The sequence below is a fragment of the Paracoccus aestuarii genome, assembly GCF_028553885.1.
In the GTDB taxonomy this organism is placed as follows: Bacteria; Pseudomonadota; Alphaproteobacteria; order Rhodobacterales; family Rhodobacteraceae; genus Paracoccus; species Paracoccus aestuarii.
The window spans coordinates 1,956,325-1,971,671 of record NZ_CP067169.1 but is presented as its reverse complement, the minus strand read 5'-3'; the positions used below and the strand labels follow the sequence as shown (position 1 = coordinate 1,971,671).

Sequence of the window (15,347 nt, the reverse complement as noted above, 5' to 3'; positions counted from 1 at the left end):
TCCGGCGCAACAATCTTATCTGCGCCGCGAAGGGGCGCGGATGCGTTGCAGTCCCGCGCGCGAGGGACTACCTCATGCACAAACCGCGAAAGGGGCGCAAGATGACCGAACGCAGCCATGTGAAAGTTTTGATCGTGGGCTCCGGCCCGGCCGGCTACACCGCCGCCGTCTATTCCGCGCGCGCCATGCTGGAGCCGATGCTGATCCAGGGCATGCAGCCGGGCGGCCAGCTGACCATCACGACCGAGGTCGAGAACTGGCCCGGCGAGACCGAGATCCAGGGCCCCGAGCTGATGGTCAAGATGGAGGAGCACGCCCGCGCCATGGGCGCCGAGATCGTCACCGACCTGGTGACCGCGCTGGACCTGGGCCAGCGGCCCTTCACCGCCACCTGCGACAGCGGGCGGGTGGTGACGGCGGATGCGGTGATCCTGGCGACCGGCGCGCAGGCGCGCTGGCTGGGCCTGCCGTCCGAGGAGAAGTTCAAGGGCTTCGGCGTCAGCGCCTGCGCGACCTGCGACGGGTTCTTCTATCGCAACCGCGAGGTGGTGGTGATCGGCGGCGGCAATACCGCGGTCGAGGAGGCGCTGTTTTTGACGCGTTTCGCCAGCAAGGTCACGCTGGTCCATCGCCGCGACAGTCTGCGGGCGGAAAAGATCCTGCAGAACCGCCTGTTCGCCCATCCCAAGGTCGAGGTGATCTGGAACCACGAACTGGCCGAGGTGACGGGCGTGGACACGCCGATGGGCGTCGACGGCGCCGTGCTGCGCGACGTGACCAGCGGCCAGACGCGCCGGATCGCCGCCGACGGGGTCTTTGTCGCGATCGGCCATGCGCCGGCCAGCGAACTGGTCAAGGACCAGCTGGAGCTGCACAATGGCGGCTATGTCAAGGTCGAGCCGGGCAGCACCCGCACCTCGATCCCCGGCGTATTCGCGGCGGGCGACCTGACCGACCACATCTATCGCCAAGCGATCACCAGCGCCGGCATGGGCTGCATGGCGGCGCTGGATGCCGAGCATTTCCTGGCGGCACAGGGCGAGGTCACGGTCGCCCCCGAGGGCCTGGTCGCCGCGGTTTCGTAAAATCGCGCATAACGGCCGCTTGCACGGCGGGGCGGGCTTGGGGATCATCGCGACATGATCGAGCCCGTCCTTCTTCGCGACCCGCTGCTGGCGCCCGCCCCGGTACTGATGATTCCCGATGCCTTCGATGACGCGCTCTGTTCGGCGCTGATCGCGGATTACGACGTGAATGGCGGGCTGACATCGGGGGTCATGATCACCCGCAACGGGCGCACGGTCGAACATCACGACCCCGATCACAAGCGCCGCCGCGACGGGCTGATCACCGATCCCCGGTTGCTGGAGGCGATCCGCGACCGCATCCGCCGCTGCATCGCCCCTGCCATCCACCGCGCCTATGCCTTCGGGGTGACGCGGATGGAACGCTATCTGGTCGGCTGCTACGACGCGGCCGAGGGCGGGCATTTCCGCGCCCATCGCGACAACACGACGCCCGGCACCGCGCATCGCCGTTTCGCCGTCTCGATCCACCTGAACGACGATTTCGAGGGGGGCGAGCTGTCCTTTCCCGAATATCCCGCCACCATCTTCCGCGCGACCAAGGGCACGGCGGTCGTCTTTTCCTGCAGTCTGCTGCATCAGGTGGCCCCGGTGCGGCGGGGCAGGCGGCTGGTCTTTCTGCCCTTCCTTTATGACGAGGCCGCCGCCGCGATCCGCGAGGCGAATCAGCGCCGCGAGGCCGCGGCGGACCCGGCGTGACGGGCACCACGGCAAAAAGCGTTTTCCCAGACTTGAATATCGCCTTCGCCCCCGATATGCCTCGCCCCAATTCACGCGATCGGCCGGGCCGGGCGCGTGCCATCGTTTTTGTGTCCAGCACGAGCACCGACCATGTCCCTCGCCAACCAGACCCCGATCCCCGAGCTCTATGTCTCCGAAGCCTCCGCCGGCGCGCTGAAGGATGCCGCGGGCCAGATGCCCAGCTGGGATCTGACGCCGCGCCAGATCTGCGATCTGGAGCTGTTGATGAATGGCGGCTTCAATCCGCTGAAGGGTTTCCTGACCCAGGCCGATTATGACGGCGTGGTCGAGACCATGCGCCTAGAATCCGGCGCGCTCTGGCCGATGCCGATCACCTTGGACGTGTCCGAGAAATTCGCCGAAGGCCTGGAGCCGGGCACCGACATCGCCCTGCGCGACCAGGAGGGCGTGATCCTGGCCATCCTGTCGGTCACCGACAAATGGGTGCCGAATAAGGCGCGCGAGGCCGAGAAGGTCTTCGGTGCCGACGATCTGGCCCATCCGGCCGTGAACTATCTGCACAATGTCGCGGGCCCGGTCTATCTGGGCGGCCCGGTCAAGGGCCTGGCCGCGCCCACGCATTACGATTTCCGCGCCCGCCGCAACACGCCGAACGAGCTGCGTTCACTGTTCAAGAAGCTGGGCTGGAGCCGCGTCGTCGCCTTCCAGACCCGCAACCCGCTGCACCGCGCGCATCAGGAGCTGACCTTCCGCGCCGCGCGCGAGGCGCAGGCCAACCTGCTGATCCATCCGGTCGTCGGCATGACCAAGCCGGGCGACGTGGACCATTTCACCCGCGTGCGCTGCTACGAGGCGGTGCTGGACAAGTATCCGGCCGCGACCACCAACCTGTCGCTTCTGAACCTGGCCATGCGCATGGCCGGCCCCCGCGAGGCGGTCTGGCACGGGCTGATCCGCGCCAATCACGGCGTCACCCATTTCATCGTCGGCCGCGACCATGCCGGGCCGGGCAAGAACAGCCAAGGCCAGGACTTCTACGGCCCCTATGACGCGCAGGAGCTGTTCACCCAGTTCAAGGACGAGATCGGCGTCGAGATGGTGGACTTCAAACACATGGTCTATGTGCAGGAGAAGGCACAGTATTTCCCCGCCAACGAGGTCCCCGAAGGCAGCACCGTCCTGGATATCAGCGGCACGGAACTGCGCCGCCGCCTGCGCGAGGGTCTGGACATCCCCGAATGGTTCAGCTTCCCGGAGGTGGTCCAGCAGCTGCGCCGCACCTCGCCCCCGCGGGCCCAGCAGGGCTTCACGGTGTTTTTCACCGGCCTGTCGGGTTCGGGAAAATCCACCGTCGCCAATGCGCTGATGGTCAAGCTGATGGAGATGGGCGGCCGTCCCGTGTCGCTGCTGGACGGTGACGTCGTGCGCAAGCATCTGTCCTCGGAGCTGGGCTTCTCCAAGGAGCATCGCGACATCAACATCAAGCGGATCGGCTATGTCGCGTCCGAGATCACCAAGAACGGCGGCATCGCGATCTGCGCGCCCATCGCGCCCTATACTGCGACCCGCCGCGCCGTGCGCGAGATGGTCGAGGCCGGCGGCGCCTTCGTCGAGGTCCATGTCGCGACCCCCTTGGAGGAATGCGAACGCCGCGACCGCAAGGGTCTCTACAAGCTGGCGCGCGAGGGCAAGATCAAGGAATTCACCGGCATCTCGGACCCCTATGAGGAGCCCGCGACGCCCGAGCTGCGCATCGACACCACGGATATCGATGTGGACAGCGCCGCGCATCAGGTGCTGCTGAAGCTGGAATCGATGGGCCTGATCGGGCTCGGCTGATCCCATGGCCCGCTGGCGGTCATCGCTGGAGGTCTTTGACACAAGGACGGGGCGTGCGCGGGTGATCCTGCGCACGCCCCTTCTGATCGAGGCCCCCAACTGGCATCCCGACGGCTGGTTCCTGGTGAACGGCGCGGGGCGGCTGTGGCGCGCCACGGCCCATGGGCTGACCCCCATCGACACGGGCAGCGCGGAACGCTGCAACAACGATCACGGCATCCTGCCCGACGGGCGCATCGTCTTTTCGGCCCATGACGGGACCGAAGCCGGCATCCATCTCTGGGACGGCGCGCGGGTGCAGACCCTGGGCCTGCCGCGGCCCAGCTGGTGGCATGGGGCGCAGGGCGACCGGATCACCTATGCCTGCGCGCGGGGCGGGGACCGGGTGGTGCGCATCGCCACCGCCAAGGCGGACGGGACGGGCGAGGCCGTGCTGACCCCCGGCACCGCCCATCACGACGGCCCGGATTTCAGCCCCTGCGGGCGGTGGATCTGGTTCAATTCCGATGCGACGGGCCATGCCCAGATCTGGCGCATGCGGGAGGACGGGTCCGAGGCCGCGCCGGTCTTTCGCGACAATCGGGTGAACTGGTTCCCGCATCCCTCGCCCTGCGGGAACCATGTGGTCTATCTGGCCTATGCGCCGGGGACCTTGGGCCATCCGCGCGACCGGCAGGTGTCGATCTGGCTGATGCGGCCCGATGGCGGGGGACGGCGGCGGATCGTCGACCTGTTCGGCGGGCAGGGCAGCCTGAACGTGCCCTGCTGGGCGCCCGGGGGGCACCGCTTCGCATATATGCGCTACCGTCCCTAGTGGACGCTGACCGGGCTCAGCTCGTTCTGGCGGGCCAGCTGGAAGGCCAGGCGGCGGTCGTTGACCAGCGCCAGCCGTTCGCCATGCGTGTCATGCACGGCATAGAGCGTGGCGCCGTCCGGCACCTGGTCCTGCACGTCGCGGGGCAGGGTCGCCGCGGCGACCTCGCGGATATAGACGGTCCGGCCGGCATCGCCGAAAGCGTATTTCTCATTCATGGTGACCCCCAGTGTTGCGGCTGATCGGAATGGTGCGAACGACCTGCTGCGGATTGACCCGGCGCAGATCGATATGGAGCAGCCCGTCCTGCATCTGGGCCGCGGTGACCTCGACCCCGTCGGCCAGGACGAAGCTGCGCTGAAAGGCGCGCGCGGCGATCCCGCGATGCAGGAAGACGCGGGCCTCATCGCCCTCGGGCTGGCGCCCGCGGATCACCAGCTGGCGATCCTCGGTGGTGATGGCCAGGTCGTCCTCGGCGAAACCGGCGACGGCCAGGGTGATGCGGAAGGCATCGGGCGGGCGGTGTTCGATATTGTAGGGGGGATAGCCCTCGGCCCCCTTGGCGGCCCGTTCGGCCAGGCGTTCAAGCTGGTCGAAACCCAGCAGATAGGGATGCGCCCCCAAGGAAATCTTCGTCATGTCAGCCCTTTGCGATACTCAGCGACTGTGCGGCCCGACCCCCGTTCCGGCGGGCAGGACCATGATCCGAATATGGAAAGCGGCCCCGCGATTTGCAAGGCCGACCCCAGTGCGCTGTTAACAGCGACGCCGTGACGCGCTATAAGGGAGGCGAGCTTGGACGAAGGCCCGCCCGATGAACATGCAGCATTCCATGACCCATGACGAGATCACCCGCGCCCGGCTGGAGGCGCTGCGCTGCGAACATCGCGATCTGGACCAGGCCATCGCGGCGCTGCAGGACCAGCAGCTGACGTCATCGCTGGCGCTGCAGCGGCTGAAGAAGCAGAAGCTGGCCCTGAAGGACCGCATCGCCCGGCTGGAGGACGAGCTGACCCCCGACATCATCGCCTGATTGCGACGCGCGCCCGCCCGCGCTAGGACGGGCCCAACGTCACGAACGGGGGACATGCGATGACCGAACCGGTGGGAATCATCATGGGCAGCCAGTCCGACTGGCCGACCATGCGCGAGGCGGCAGCGATCCTGGACGAGCTGGGGATCGCTTGGCACGCCCGCATCGTCAGCGCCCATCGCACGCCCGACCGTCTGTGGGATTACGGCCGCGGCGCCGCGGATCGCGGGTTGCAGGTGATCATCGCGGGGGCGGGGGGTGCGGCGCATCTGCCGGGCATGATGGCCTCTAAGACGCGCATCCCGGTGATCGGCGTGCCGGTCCAGACCAAGGCGCTGTCGGGGGTCGATTCGCTCTATTCCATCGTGCAGATGCCCAAGGGCTATCCGGTCGCGACCATGGCGATCGGGGCGGCGGGGGCCGCCAATGCCGGGCTGATGGCCGCGGGCATCCTGGCGCTGAACGATCCGGCGCTGGCGCAGCGGCTGGACGATTGGCGCGCGGCGCTGTCGGCCTCGATCCCCGAGGAGCCCTCCGATGTCTGAGATCCGCACCATTGGTATTCTGGGTGGGGGCCAGCTGGGCCGGATGCTGTCGGCGGCGGCCAGCCGCCTCGGCCTGCGCTGCCACATCTATGAACCCGGCGCCGCCCCCGCGGGCGACGTCGCGTGGCGCCTGACCACCGCCCCCTATGAGGATGAGGCCGCCCTGCGCGCCTTCGCCGACAGCGTCGATGTCATCACCTATGAATTCGAGAACGTGCCGACCTCGGCGCTGGATCTGCTGGAATCCTTGCGCCCGATCCGACCCGGACGGCGCGCCTTGGCCGTGTCCCAGGACCGGCTGACGGAAAAGACCTTCCTGACCGAGATCGGCCTGACCGTCGCCCCCTTTGCCGATGTCCCGGACCAAGGCGATCTGGACGCGGCCATCGCGCAGATCGGGCGGCCCTCGATCCTCAAGACCCGGCGCATGGGCTATGACGGCAAGGGCCAGGTCCGCATCGGCGACGGCCCCGCCGACTGGACCGGCGCGCCTTCGGTGCTGGAAGGGTTTGTCGATTTCACCGCCGAGATCAGCGTCATCATCGCCCGCGGCGCGGATGGCCAGGTCGCGGCCTTCGACCCCGGCCTGAACGTGCATGAGGGCGGCATCCTGCGCACCACCTCGGTCCCCTGCGGCCAGCCGGGGCGCGTCACCACGGATGCGGTCCTGATCGCCGCGCGCATTGCCAATGCACTGGATTACGTGGGCGTCATGGGGGTCGAGCTCTTCGTCACCCCCCAAGGCCTGATCGTGAACGAGATCGCGCCCCGGGTCCACAATTCCGGCCATTGGACCCAGGCCGGCTGCGCGGTCGATCAGTTCGAACAGCATATCCGCGCCGTGGCCGGCCTGCCCTTGGGCGACGGCAAGCGCCACGCCGATGTGGTGATGGAGAACCTGATCGGCGACGACATAGCCCGCGTCCCCGCGCTGCTGGCCCAGCCCCGGACCCAGCTGCATCTCTATGGCAAGGGCGAGGCGCGCCCGGGCCGCAAGATGGGCCATGTCAACGTGATCGCCGGATGATCCGGTTGGCGGTCCGCGCGGCGATCCTGCACGCGGACCGCGTCCTGGTGGTCAACGCCTATCCGGGCCATGGCTCGGATCTGTGGTGCCTGCCCGGCGGGGGCGTCGATCCGCATGCCTCGCTGCCCGACAACCTGGCCCGCGAGGTGGCCGAGGAGACCGGCCTAACCATCCGCGTCGGCCGGCCCTTTCTGGTCAATGAATTCCACGATCCCGACCGCCGCTTCCACCAGGTCGAGATCCATTTCCATGCCGGCCTGACGGGGTCGGACCGCCTGACCCTGACCGACCCGGAGGGGATCGTGAACCGCGCCCGTGGGGTCACCCGCGCCGAGCTGGCATCCCTGCGTCACAAGCCCGACAGCCTCGTCCGGGCGATCTGGTCGCCGGATGCGGCGCTCTATGATGATCTGGAACGCATCGTCCCCTGACCCGTCACCGCCGCGCGGCGCCCAAGGGGGTCCGGGGGACGGAACGTCCCCCCGCGTCGCGGGACGCAATCACTCCGCGGCCATCTTCCCCGCGGTCTCCGATCCCGCCTTCATGCGGAACCCCCGCTCCAGCTGGTCGAAAGGCGCGACCGGATAATCGCCCGAGAAACAGGCATCGCAATATTGCGGGCATTTCGCGTTGCGTCCCCCGGCCTCGCCCACGGCGCGATAGAGGCCGTCCAGCGACACGAAGGACAGGCTGTCCACGCCGATCCAGTCGCGCATCTCCTCGGGCGTCATGTTCGCGGCCAGCAGCTTGTCGCGGTCGGGCGTGTCGACGCCATAGAAACACGGCCAGGCGGTGGGGGGCGATGCGATGCGGAAATGCACCTCGGCCGCGCCCGCATCCAGTATCATGTCTTTGATCTTGCGGCTGGTCGTGCCGCGCACGACGCTGTCATCGACCAGAACCACGCGCTTGCCCGCGATCAGCGCGCGATTCACGTTCAGCTTCAGGCGCACGCCCATGTTGCGGATCTGCTCGGACGGCTCGATGAAGGTGCGGCCCATATACTGGTTGCGGATGATCCCCATGCCGTAGGGGATGCCCGATTCCTGCGCATAGCCGATGGCCGCGGGGGTGCCGCTGTCCGGGACGGGGCAGACCAGATCGGCCTCGACCGGGGCCTCGCGGGCCAGTTCCACGCCGATCTGGCGGCGCGTTTCATAGACCGACCGCCCGCCGATGATCGAATCGGGGCGCGAGAAATAGACATGCTCGAAGATGCAGAACCGCCCCGTGGACGGCCCGAAGGGACGCGAGGTCTCGATCTGGCCCTTCGAGATCACGACCATCTCGCCCGGCTCGATCTCGCGCAGGAACTCCGCCCCGATGATGTCCAGCGCGCAGGTCTCGGAGGCCAGGACATAGCCGTCCTCGCCCACGCGGCCCAGGACCAGTGGGCGCACGCCCAAGGGGTCGCGCACGCCGATCAGCTTGGTGCGGGTCATCGCGATGACCGAGAACGCGCCCTCGATCCGGCGCAGCGCGTCCTTCATCCGCTCGGGGATGTTGCGCTGGATGGACCGCGCCATCAGGTGGATGATGCATTCGCTGTCGGAGGACGACTGAAAGATCGAGCCGCGCTCGATCAGCTCGCGGCGCAGGGCGGCGGCATTGGTGATGTTGCCGTTATGGGCGATCGCGCAGCCGCCCATGTGGAATTCGCCAAAGAAGGGCTGCACGTCGCGGATCGCGGTATTGGCCTTGGTGCCTGCGGTGGAATAGCGGACATGGCCGATGGCCAGCGGGCCGGGCAGGGTGGCCATCAGCTCCGGCTTGGTGAAGTTGTCGCGGACATAGCCGAAGCGGTGGGCGCTGTTGAACCCGTGTTCGGGGTCATGGGCCACGATGCCGCCCGCCTCCTGCCCGCGATGCTGCAGCGCATGCAGGCCGAGCGCTACGAAGTTCGAGGCATCCGCCACGCCGATTGCGCCGAAGATGCCGCATTCCTCGTGCAGACGATCCGAATCGAAGGGATGGGCGAGGAAGGGTTGCACGCGCGGACCTCGATGGCTGGGGGCTGTCGGGGGCTATGTAGTCCCCATGGCCCGCAAAGTCACGCCCCCGCGCAAGGGCGGGGGCGCTTTTTCGTCATCGGCCTGTCGCAAAACCGGCCTTCGTCAGTTGGTGGCGGGGGCCGTGGGCGTCACCGGCGTCGCGGGCAGGGTGCAGTCCGACACCATCTGTTCATACCGGGTCACGATCCAGCCCGGCGCATCCTCGGGGATCTGGTCGTCCATCTGGGTGCGCATGCGTTCGAAGACCTGGGCCGAACGCGACTGTTCGACCACCGCGACGGGCTGGGTCACCATCACCCGGTCATAGACGATGAAGGCGATCGCGACCAGCAGCACGCCCCGCGCCACCCCGAAGAGAAAGCCGATGCCCTGATCCACCCCGCCCAGGGCCGATCGCTGCACGACCGAGGAGAAGAGCGGCGTGATGATCGAAAACACCACCAGCGCCAGCGCGAAGACCACCGCGAAGGCCGCGATCGTCGCCAACTCGCAGCTGTCGCCCATGAAGCGGTCCAGGACCGGCAGCTGGGCGATCATCGGGCGCACCGTGGGCGCGAAGAGGAAGGCCAGCACGGCCGCCGCGATCCAGCCCATGATGGCCAGCGATTCGCGCACGAAACCCCGCGACCAGGCCAGAATCGCCGAAAGGATGATGACACCCGCCACCACCGCGTCGATGATCGTAAATCCGTCCATGAACCTGCCCCTTGCGCCGGTTGTCCTTGTCGTTCAGGCACTTCAGCCGGCGCCGAAGATATCGCCCACAAATCCCGTCAGGTCGGTGATGCGCCGCAGCGCCATGTCCGACCCACCATCCGCCTTGGAGGCATCCGGCAAAATCGCCTGTGAAAAACCAAGTTTCCGTGCCTCTTTCAACCTGTTTTCCGTCTGCGACACCGGCCGCAGCGCGCCCGACAGGCTGATTTCCCCGAAAAGCACCGCCTCCGGGGGCAGGGCGCTGTCCTCGCGCGCCGACAGCAGCGCCCCCGCGATGGCAAGGTCCGCCGCGGGCTCGGCGACCTTCATGCCGCCCGCCACGTTCAGGAACACGTCCAGCCCCGCGAAGGGGATGCCGCAGCGCGCCTCCAGCACCGCGAGGATCGTGCTGACGCGGCCGCTGTCCAGGCCCACCACCGTGCGGCGCGGACTGGCCAAGGTGGATGGCGCGACCAAGGCCTGCACCTCGGTCAGGACGGGGCGGGTGCCCTCGATGCCCGCAAAGACCGCGCTGCCCGCGATGGGCTGGCCGCGTTCGGACAGGAACAGGGCCGAGGGATTGGTGACCTCGGCCAGGCCCGCGCCCGTCATCTCGAAGACGCCGATCTCGCCCGAGGGGCCGAACCGGTTCTTGACGGAGCGCAGGATGCGGAACTGGTGCCCGCGCTCGCCCTCGAAATAGAGGACGGTGTCGACCATGTGCTCGACCACGCGGGGACCGGCCAGCTGGCCCTCCTTGGTGACATGGCCCACCAGGATGACCGCGACGCCCCGGCTTTTCGCGAAGGTCACAAGCTCGTGCGCGGCGGCGCGGACCTGGGCCACGCTGCCCGGCGCGGCCTCGACCGTGTCCGACCACAGGGTCTGGATCGAATCGATCACCGCGACATCGGGGCGTTCGGCGTCCAGCGTGGTCAGGATGTTCCTGAGGTTGGTTTCCGCGCCAAGGCGCATCGGCGCCTCGGCCAGGCCGAGGCGGACGGCGCGCATGCGGACTTGGGCGCTGGCTTCCTCGCCCGAGAAATAGATCGCGTTGTAGTTGGCGCTGGAGAAGGCGGCGGCGGCCTGCAGCAGGATCGTCGATTTGCCGATGCCCGGGTCGCCGCCGACCAGCAGGGCCGAGCCGGGCACCAGGCCGCCGCCCAGCACGCGGTCCAGCTCCTCGATGCCCGACAGGAAGCGCGGCGGCGGCGGTTCGCTGGTCGAGAGGCCAGAAAGGGGGACCGGCTTGCCCTTGGTGGCGCCCAGGCTGCGGCCGGGGCCTTGGGACAGCGGCGCCTCCTCGATGATGGTGTTCCAGGCGCCGCAGGCGTCGCAGCGCCCGGCCCACTTCTTGTGAGCGGCGCCGCAGGCGGTGCAGGTGAAGGCTGTGACGGATTTTGCCATGCCCCCCTGTCGCATCGGGGGGCCGGCGTCGCAAGATGGGTATTTGGGCAACGAAGAAGCCCTCACGCCTTTGTCGGCTTGAATTTTCGGGGGCGCGGGGGCAGGGTCCGGGCGGAAATTCAGGGGCTTGGACCATGGCGATAGGCTTTTCGCGTTTCGAATTCATGATCGCCTGGCGATATCTGCGGGCGCGCCGCGCCGAGGGCGGCGTCAGCGTCATGACCTGGATCAGCCTGATCGGCATCGCCCTGGGCGTGATGGCGCTGATCGCCACGCTGGCGGTGCGGGCGGGCTTTCGGGCGGAATTCGTGGACACGATCCTGGGGGCCAATGCGCATACGACCGTCTATGTGTCGCCGCAGCGGATCACCAATGAGTTCACCGACGACGTCTATATCGTGCCGGGGCGGATCAGCGATTACGAGGGCATGGCCGCGCGTCTGGCCGAGGTGCCGGGCGTCACCCGCACCGCCGCCGTGGTCAAGGGCCAGGTCATGGCCAGCGCCAATGACGCGTCGAACGTGGCAGAGGTCTTCGGCATCGCCTGCGCCGATCTGGAGGCGATGCCGCGGATCGTGGATCCTGCGACGTCGATGGGTGATCTGGAGCGCTTCGACGAGGGGATCGCCATCGGGTCCGGTATCGCGCGCGAGCTGGGCGTGGGGGTGGGCGACCGCATCCGCCTGATCGCGCCGGAGGGGGCGCGCACGGCCTTCGGCACCACGCCCAGGGTCAGTGCCTATGAGGTGACCTATGTCTTCAGCGCCGGGCGCTATGACATCGACCGCACGCGGATCTACATGCCGCTGGCCGAGGCGCAGTCCTATTTCAACCGCGAGGGGGTGGCCGACGAGATCGAGGTCTTTGTCGACGACCCCGAGCGCGTGGATGACTGGACGCTGGCGCTGATGCAGGCGGCGGGCGAGGGCGCGCAGACCTGGTCCTGGCGTGACAGTTCCGGATCCTTCCTGTCGGCCCTGGACATGGAGGATGACGTGATGTTCGTCATCCTGTCGGTGCTGGTCCTGATCGCGTCGATGAACATCACCAGCGGGCTGATCATGCTGGTCAAGAACAAGGGTCGCGACATCGGCATCCTGCGCACCATGGGCCTGACCGAGGGGTCGATCCTGCGGGTCTTCTTCCTCTGCGGGGCCTTCACGGGGGTGATCGGGACGATGGCCGGGGTGGTGCTGGGGGTGTTGCTGGCACTGAACGTGGACAGCATCATGGCGGGCCTGAACGCGCTGACCGGGGGCGGGGCCTGGCAGCCCGAGGTGCGCGGCATCTATCGTCTGCCTGCCGATCTGCGGGCCTGGGACATCGGGCGGGCCGTGGGGCTGTCGCTGTTCCTGTCCTTTGTGGTGACGATTTTCCCGGCGCGGCGGGCCGCGCGGATGAACCCGGTGGAGGCGCTGCGCTATGAATGACGTGTTGCGGCTGGAGGGTGTGGGCAAGACCTATGGTCTGGGCGGGCCCGCGCCGGTGACGGTGCTGGACGGGCTGGACCTGACCGTCGCGCGCGGCGAGGTCGTGGCGCTGGTCGCGCCGTCGGGTGCCGGGAAGTCGACGCTGCTGCATATCGCGGGGCTGCTGGACACGCCCGATGCGGGGCGGGTGATCCTGGCCGGGCGCGACATGACCGGCCTGCCCGACCGCGCCCGGACCGAGGCGCGGCGGCAGGAGCTGGGCTTCGTCTATCAGTTCCACCACCTGCTGCCCGAATTCAGCGCGGCCGAGAACATCGTCCTGCCGCAGCTGGCCAATGGCGTGTCGGGGCGCGACGCGCAGGCGCGGGCCGCCGACCTGCTGGGCCGCGTGGGGCTGGCGCATCGCGCGGATCACCGCCCCGCCCAGATGTCGGGCGGAGAGCAGCAGCGGGTGGCCTTTTGCCGCGCGCTGGCGAACCAGCCCGCGCTGCTGCTGGCGGATGAGCCGACGGGCAACCTGGACCCCGAGACTTCGGACAAGGTGTTCGACGTGCTGATGACGCTGGTGCGCGACACCGGGCTGTCGGCGCTGATCGCCACGCATAACCATGCGCTGGCGGATCGGATGGACCGCATCGTGCGGCTGGCCGCCGTGTGATCGTTGCGCGGGGACGGAACCAGGTGCATCCTGTGGGCAAAACAACCGGACAAGGGGGCATGCGATGCGGGCGATGATGATGGCGGGGGCGGCGGGGCTGGCGCTGGCGGGGCTGGTCGCGGCCTGCGCCCCCGAGGCGGCGCCGACCGGGGCCGCGCGAGATTACGCGCAATATTGCGCGGACTGCCACGGGCCTGCCGGGCGCGGCAACGGCCCGGCGGCGGTGGGCATGACGCCCGCGCCATCCGACCTGACGCAGCTGGCCGCGAATGCGGGCGGGGTCTATCCGGCCCCACGCGTCATGGGCCAGCTGGTCGGCTATACGATGGGGCGCAGCGAATCGCATATGCCGGTCTTCGAGACCCTGCGCGAGGGGCCGGTGGTCATGTATGACGACGGGTCGGGCCAGCGGGTGGCGACGCCCGCGCGGCTGGTGGCCTTGGCCGATTACATCCGGACGCTGCAGCGGTGATGCGCGCGGCGCTGGTGCTGGCCTGCGCGCTGGCGGGGCCGGCATCGGCGGATGGCTGGGACGGGTTCGGCGCCGCGATGAAATACGGCCTGCCCTTGGCGGCGGGGGTCTGCGCCGCCGATCAGGACCGGCTGGAGGATTACGCCATCCGCGGCGCGCTGCAGGCGGCGGTCGTGCTGGGGCTGAAGACGCTGTTCGACGGCACCGCCTTGGGGGCCCGTCCGTCCGGCGAGGGGCGGGGATTCCCCGGGCCATGCGGCGGCGGCGGGGTTCGGGGCGGCGGATCTGGCGGGGAAATGCTGGCGCGACCGGCCGGGCCTGGGGGCCGCGGCCTATGGGGCGGCCGGGGCCACGGCCTATGGCCGCGTCGCCTCCGGCCAGCACACGCCGCGCCAGGCGGCCAGCGGGGCGATGATCGGCATCGGCTTTGGCGCGGCCAGCCTGGGGATCGGAACGGACCGCGCCGAGATCAGCTTCGGCCTGCGCTTCTAGGTGACGATCAGGCGCGGGGCGTCGCTGGCCGGGTCGACCTGGCCGATGACGGCGGCCTCGGCAAAGCCGTGGCGGGCGAAGGCCGCGCGCACCTCATCCAAGGCCTCGGGCGCGCAGGCGACCAGCAGGCCGCCGCTGGTCTGGGGATCGCTGAGCAGCGCGCGGTCTGCATCCGAAAACCCGTCGGGCAGGGTCACGCCCTCGCCATAGCTGGCCCAGTTGCGCCCCGATGCGCCGGTCACATGCCCCGCCGCGATCAGCGCGTCGATGCCGGGCAGGCGCGGCACCGCGGACCAGTCGATCCGCAGGTCGCAGCCCGATCCGCGCGCCATCTCCAGCCCGTGACCGCCCAAGCCAAAGCCCGTGACATCGGTCATGGCATGCACGCCCTCGATCGCGGCCAGATCGGGGCCGGGGCGGTTCAGCTTGGTGGTGACCGCAATCATCCGGGCATAGCCCTCGGCATCCAGCTGGCCCTTCTTCAGCGCGGCGGACATGACGCCCACGCCCAGGGGCTTGCCCAGGACCAGCACATCGCCCGGCCGCGCATCGGCATTGCGCTTAAGCCGCGCCGGATCGACCAGGCCGATCGCCACCAGGCCATAGATCGGTTCGACCGAATCGATGGTATGGCCGCCGGCGATGGGGATGCCCGCCTCGCGGCAGATCGAGGCGCCGCCATCCAGGATCGCGGCGATCGTGTCATGCGACAGCGCGTTGATCGGCATGCCGACCACGGCCAGCGCCAGGATGGGCGTCGCCCCCATCGCATAGACGTCGCTGATCGCGTTCGTCGCGGCGATGCGCCCGAAATCATGGGGATCATCCACCACCGGCATGAAGAAATCCGTCGTCGCCACCAGCGCCTGATGGTCGTTCAGGCGATAGACGGCGGCATCGTCCGCGGTCTCGATCCCCACCAGCAGTTCGGGCGGGACGGGCAGGGCGGCGCTGCCCCGCAACAGGCCCGACAGCACGCCGGGCGCGATCTTGCAGCCGCAGCCCCCGCCATGGGCCAGCGATGTCAGGCGCGGTTCTGTCTGGCGCGCGTCGGATTGGGTCATCGTCATCTCCTGTGGTTGGGGACAGGTTAGCGGCAGCGGCGGGGCGGTTCCAGCGGGCTCGGGCGCTATCT

18 protein-coding genes are annotated in these 15,347 nt (G+C 68.8%); 12 read left to right on the top strand and 6 right to left on the bottom strand.

Features of this window, described 5'->3' with window-relative positions; translation table 11 throughout:
* Positions 1 to 101 precede the first annotated feature (101 nt).
* The 4 genes from trxB (at position 102) to JHW48_RS10030 (ending at position 4,440) form a co-directional block, all read left to right on the top strand.
* Positions 102 to 1,085: a thioredoxin-disulfide reductase gene (trxB, locus tag JHW48_RS10045; protein ID WP_119886981.1), complete on the top strand. Its 984-nt coding sequence runs from the start codon at positions 102 to 104 to the stop codon at positions 1,083 to 1,085.
* A gap of 54 nt (positions 1,086 to 1,139) precedes the next feature.
* Complete coding sequence (locus tag JHW48_RS10040) at positions 1,140 to 1,784, top strand: 2OG-Fe(II) oxygenase (protein ID WP_119886980.1); 645 nt, start codon at positions 1,140 to 1,142, stop codon at positions 1,782 to 1,784.
* 132 nt (positions 1,785 to 1,916) lie between these two features.
* Positions 1,917 to 3,626, top strand: coding sequence for a bifunctional sulfate adenylyltransferase/adenylylsulfate kinase (locus JHW48_RS10035; protein ID WP_119886979.1), 1,710 nt, complete (start codon positions 1,917 to 1,919; stop codon positions 3,624 to 3,626).
* A 4-nt stretch (positions 3,627 to 3,630) separates the two neighbouring features.
* The gene (locus JHW48_RS10030) at positions 3,631 to 4,440 is read left to right on the top strand and encodes a TolB family protein (protein ID WP_119886978.1); all 810 of its coding nucleotides are present in this window, start codon (positions 3,631 to 3,633) and stop codon (positions 4,438 to 4,440) included.
* Here the strand turns inward: JHW48_RS10030 and JHW48_RS10025 are convergent.
* Positions 4,437 to 4,658, bottom strand: coding sequence for a DUF1150 family protein (locus tag JHW48_RS10025; protein WP_119886977.1), 222 nt, complete (start codon positions 4,656 to 4,658; stop codon positions 4,437 to 4,439). The two genes, JHW48_RS10030 and JHW48_RS10025, sit on opposite strands and share 4 nt — an antisense overlap.
* On the bottom strand, positions 4,651 to 5,079 hold the full coding sequence (locus tag JHW48_RS10020; RefSeq protein ID WP_119886976.1) for an Hsp20 family protein: 429 nt from the start codon (positions 5,077 to 5,079) through the stop codon (positions 4,651 to 4,653). The genes JHW48_RS10025 and JHW48_RS10020 overlap by 8 nt, the downstream gene beginning before the upstream one ends.
* A gap of 175 nt (positions 5,080 to 5,254) precedes the next feature.
* On the opposite strand from JHW48_RS10020, the gene JHW48_RS10015 reads away from it, so the two are divergent.
* From JHW48_RS10015 to JHW48_RS10000, 4 genes are read left to right on the top strand one after another with little or no spacing between them, the layout of a single operon-like run.
* Positions 5,255 to 5,473: a YdcH family protein gene (locus tag JHW48_RS10015; protein ID WP_111301121.1), complete on the top strand. Its 219-nt coding sequence runs from the start codon at positions 5,255 to 5,257 to the stop codon at positions 5,471 to 5,473.
* 59 nt (positions 5,474 to 5,532) lie between these two features.
* Positions 5,533 to 6,018: a 5-(carboxyamino)imidazole ribonucleotide mutase gene (purE, locus tag JHW48_RS10010; protein WP_119886975.1), complete on the top strand. Its 486-nt coding sequence runs from the start codon at positions 5,533 to 5,535 to the stop codon at positions 6,016 to 6,018.
* Complete coding sequence (locus JHW48_RS10005) at positions 6,011 to 7,045, top strand: 5-(carboxyamino)imidazole ribonucleotide synthase (protein WP_119886974.1); 1,035 nt, start codon at positions 6,011 to 6,013, stop codon at positions 7,043 to 7,045. Before purE ends, JHW48_RS10005 begins: the two co-directional genes overlap by 8 nt.
* Complete coding sequence (locus JHW48_RS10000) at positions 7,042 to 7,476, top strand: NUDIX domain-containing protein (RefSeq protein WP_119886973.1); 435 nt, start codon at positions 7,042 to 7,044, stop codon at positions 7,474 to 7,476. The genes JHW48_RS10005 and JHW48_RS10000 overlap by 4 nt, the downstream gene beginning before the upstream one ends.
* Before the next feature lie 69 nt (positions 7,477 to 7,545).
* Here JHW48_RS10000 and purF read toward each other — a convergent pair whose 3' ends face one another.
* The 3 genes from purF to radA all read right to left on the bottom strand — a co-directional run bounded on the left by purF (position 7,546) and on the right by radA (position 11,160).
* Positions 7,546 to 9,036: an amidophosphoribosyltransferase gene (gene purF / locus JHW48_RS09995; RefSeq protein ID WP_119886972.1), complete on the bottom strand. Its 1,491-nt coding sequence runs from the start codon at positions 9,034 to 9,036 to the stop codon at positions 7,546 to 7,548.
* A 123-nt stretch (positions 9,037 to 9,159) separates the two neighbouring features.
* Positions 9,160 to 9,753, bottom strand: coding sequence for a CvpA family protein (locus JHW48_RS09990; RefSeq protein ID WP_119886971.1), 594 nt, complete (start codon positions 9,751 to 9,753; stop codon positions 9,160 to 9,162).
* Between the two features lie 42 nt (positions 9,754 to 9,795).
* Positions 9,796 to 11,160 carry a DNA repair protein RadA gene (gene radA / locus JHW48_RS09985; RefSeq protein WP_119886970.1) on the bottom strand — a complete coding sequence of 455 codons (1,365 nt, stop codon included), beginning with the start codon at positions 11,158 to 11,160 and terminating at the stop codon, positions 9,796 to 9,798.
* 134 nt (positions 11,161 to 11,294) lie between these two features.
* Between radA and JHW48_RS09980 the strand changes: the two genes are divergently transcribed.
* From JHW48_RS09980 to JHW48_RS09965, 4 genes are all read left to right on the top strand, one after another.
* Entirely contained in the window at positions 11,295 to 12,590 is a 1,296-nt protein-coding gene (locus JHW48_RS09980; RefSeq protein WP_119886969.1) for a lipoprotein-releasing ABC transporter permease subunit, read from the top strand.
* Positions 12,583 to 13,248, top strand: coding sequence for an ABC transporter ATP-binding protein (locus JHW48_RS09975; RefSeq protein WP_119886968.1), 666 nt, complete (start codon positions 12,583 to 12,585; stop codon positions 13,246 to 13,248). Before JHW48_RS09980 ends, JHW48_RS09975 begins: the two co-directional genes overlap by 8 nt.
* Before the next feature lie 64 nt (positions 13,249 to 13,312).
* Positions 13,313 to 13,720 (top strand): cytochrome c family protein, encoded by a 408-nt coding sequence (locus JHW48_RS09970; protein WP_119886967.1) that lies wholly within the window; start codon positions 13,313 to 13,315, stop codon positions 13,718 to 13,720.
* 285 nt (positions 13,721 to 14,005) lie between these two features.
* On the top strand, positions 14,006 to 14,212 hold the full coding sequence (locus JHW48_RS09965; RefSeq protein ID WP_272835853.1) for a hypothetical protein: 207 nt from the start codon (positions 14,006 to 14,008) through the stop codon (positions 14,210 to 14,212).
* Here JHW48_RS09965 and selD read toward each other — a convergent pair.
* On the bottom strand, positions 14,209 to 15,276 hold the full coding sequence (gene selD / locus JHW48_RS09960) for a selenide, water dikinase SelD (protein WP_205961992.1): 1,068 nt from the start codon (positions 15,274 to 15,276) through the stop codon (positions 14,209 to 14,211). The genes JHW48_RS09965 and selD overlap by 4 nt on opposite strands.
* Positions 15,277 to 15,347 lie beyond the last annotated feature (71 nt).

What these genes read in the sequence shown, in the direction of transcription:
- trxB (WP_119886981.1), top strand. Translation starts at nt 102, where the DNA reads ATGACCGAACGCAGCCATGTGAAAGTTTTGATCGTGGGCTCCGGCCCG.
- JHW48_RS10040 (WP_119886980.1), top strand. Translation starts at nt 1,140, where the DNA reads ATGATCGAGCCCGTCCTTCTTCGCGACCCGCTGCTGGCGCCCGCCCCG.
- JHW48_RS10035 (WP_119886979.1), top strand. Translation starts at nt 1,917, where the DNA reads ATGTCCCTCGCCAACCAGACCCCGATCCCCGAGCTCTATGTCTCCGAA.
- JHW48_RS10030 (WP_119886978.1), top strand. Translation starts at nt 3,631, where the DNA reads ATGGCCCGCTGGCGGTCATCGCTGGAGGTCTTTGACACAAGGACGGGG.
- JHW48_RS10025 (WP_119886977.1), bottom strand. Translation starts at nt 4,658, where the DNA reads ATGAATGAGAAATACGCTTTCGGCGATGCCGGCCGGACCGTCTATATC.
- JHW48_RS10020 (WP_119886976.1), bottom strand. Translation starts at nt 5,079, where the DNA reads ATGACGAAGATTTCCTTGGGGGCGCATCCCTATCTGCTGGGTTTCGAC.
- JHW48_RS10015 (WP_111301121.1), top strand. Translation starts at nt 5,255, where the DNA reads ATGAACATGCAGCATTCCATGACCCATGACGAGATCACCCGCGCCCGG.
- purE (WP_119886975.1), top strand. Translation starts at nt 5,533, where the DNA reads ATGACCGAACCGGTGGGAATCATCATGGGCAGCCAGTCCGACTGGCCG.
- JHW48_RS10005 (WP_119886974.1), top strand. Translation starts at nt 6,011, where the DNA reads ATGTCTGAGATCCGCACCATTGGTATTCTGGGTGGGGGCCAGCTGGGC.
- JHW48_RS10000 (WP_119886973.1), top strand. Translation starts at nt 7,042, where the DNA reads ATGATCCGGTTGGCGGTCCGCGCGGCGATCCTGCACGCGGACCGCGTC.
- JHW48_RS09990 (WP_119886971.1), bottom strand. Translation starts at nt 9,753, where the DNA reads ATGGACGGATTTACGATCATCGACGCGGTGGTGGCGGGTGTCATCATC.
- radA (WP_119886970.1), bottom strand. Translation starts at nt 11,160, where the DNA reads ATGGCAAAATCCGTCACAGCCTTCACCTGCACCGCCTGCGGCGCCGCT.
- JHW48_RS09980 (WP_119886969.1), top strand. Translation starts at nt 11,295, where the DNA reads ATGGCGATAGGCTTTTCGCGTTTCGAATTCATGATCGCCTGGCGATAT.
- JHW48_RS09975 (WP_119886968.1), top strand. Translation starts at nt 12,583, where the DNA reads ATGAATGACGTGTTGCGGCTGGAGGGTGTGGGCAAGACCTATGGTCTG.
- JHW48_RS09970 (WP_119886967.1), top strand. Translation starts at nt 13,313, where the DNA reads ATGCGGGCGATGATGATGGCGGGGGCGGCGGGGCTGGCGCTGGCGGGG.
- selD (WP_205961992.1), bottom strand. Translation starts at nt 15,276, where the DNA reads ATGACCCAATCCGACGCGCGCCAGACAGAACCGCGCCTGACATCGCTG.